2 protein-coding genes are annotated in these 1,739 nt (G+C 66.7%); both read right to left on the reverse strand.

Features of this window, described 5'->3' with window-relative positions:
* Window positions 1–752: FAD-dependent oxidoreductase (locus AC1DY5_RS54375; protein ID WP_478122485.1), on the reverse strand; the 752-nt coding region annotated here is incomplete at its 3' end.
* A 10-nt stretch (window positions 753–762) separates the two neighbouring features.
* A partial coding sequence (odhB, locus tag AC1DY5_RS54380; RefSeq protein WP_478122486.1) for a 2-oxoglutarate dehydrogenase complex dihydrolipoyllysine-residue succinyltransferase occupies window positions 763–1,739 on the reverse strand: 977 nt, incomplete at its 5' end.

Consider the following 1,739-nt stretch of genomic DNA (forward strand, 5'->3'; position numbering starts at 1 on the left):
ACCTCGCCGACCTTGACGCCGAGCTCGATCTTGAGGTTCTGCTTGGTGAAGGCCTTGAGCGCTTCCTTGGCGATCTGCTCGTCGACCGCGCCGAGGAAGGTCGGCAGCGCTTCGAGCACCGTGACTTCGGCGCCGAGCCGGCGCCAGACCGAACCCATCTCGAGGCCGATCACGCCCGAGCCGATCAGCGCCAGCTTCTTCGGCACGGCCTGGATGCGCAGCGCGCCGTCGTTCGACAGGACGTTCTCCTCGTCGAAGGGCGCACCGGGCAAGGGGYGCGCGTTGGAGCCCGTCGCAATGATGATCTGCTTGCCGGTGATGCTCTCTTCGGCGGCGCCCGCGACTTTGATCTCGTAGCCGGCCTCGCTCGCCTTCACGAACGAGCCGCGGCCGTGGAAGAACGCGACCTTGTTCTTTTTGAACAGGTAGGCGATGCCGTCGTTGTTTTGCTTCACGACGGTGTCCTTGCGGGACAGCATCTTCGCCACGTCGAGGCCCAGGCCCTCAACCTTGATGCCATGGTCGGCGAAGCTGTGGCCGGCGTGCTCGTAGTGCTCGGACGATTRCAGCAGCGCCTTCGAGGGAATGCAGCCGATGTTGGTGCAGGTGCCGCCGAGGGCCGGACCGCCCTTGGCGTTCTTCCACTCGTCGATGCAGGCCACGTTGAAGCCGAGCTGCGCCGCGCGGATCGCCGCGATGTAGCCGCCGGGGCCGCCGCCGATGACGACGACGTCGAATTGCTTGTCAGACATCCGGCGCTCCTCAGATGTCGAACAAGAGGCGCGACGGATCTTCCAGCGCTTCCTTCATGGCGACCAGGCCCAGCACGGCTTCGCGGCCGTCGATGATCCGGTGGTCGTAGCTCATCGCGAGGTAGTTCATCGGGCGCACCACGATCTGGCCGTTCTCGACCACGGCGCGGTCCTTGGTCGCATGCACGCCGAGGATGGCCGACTGCGGCGGGTTGATGATCGGGGTCGACAGCATCGAGCCGAAGGTGCCGCCGTTGGAGATCGAGAAGGTGCCGCCGGTCATCTCCTCGATGCCCAGCTTGCCGTCCTTGGCCTTCTGGCCGAACTCGGCGATCTTCTTCTCGATGTCGGCGAAGCTCATCTGGTCGGCATTGCGCAGGATCGGCACCACCAGGCCGCGCGGCGAACCGACCGCGATGCCGATGTCGAAGTAGCCGTGGTAGACGATGTCGTTGCCGTCGACCGAGGCGTTGATCACCGGGTATTTCTTGAGCGCATGCACCGCGGCCTTGACGAAGAAGCTCATGAAGCCGATCTTGACGCCGTGCTCCTTGGTGAACGCGTCCTGGAACTTCTTGCGCATCTCCATGACCGGGGCCATGTTGACTTCGTTGAAGGTGGTCAGGATGGCATTGGTCGACTGCGACTGCAGCAGGCGCTCGGCGATGCGCGCGCGCAGGCGGCTCATCGGCACGCGTTCTTCCGGACGGTCGCCGAGGTCGGGTGCGCCGGTCGGCACGGCGACCTGCGGCAGCGTAGCCTTGGGTGCGCCGGCGGGCGCCGGCACGGGCGGCGCCACCTTGGCGGTGGTGCCGGCGGCCACGGCGCCGAGCACGTCGCCCTTGGTCACGCGGCCGTCCTTGCCGGTGCCGGCGACGTCGCTGGTGCTCAGCTTGTTGTCGGCCAGCAGTTTGGCTGCGGCGGGCATCGCGACGTCGGACTTCGACGCGCCGGTGGCGGCGACTGCAGCCGCTGCCGGTGCTGCCG

This window comes from Variovorax sp. P4_D9 (genome assembly GCF_056401695.1).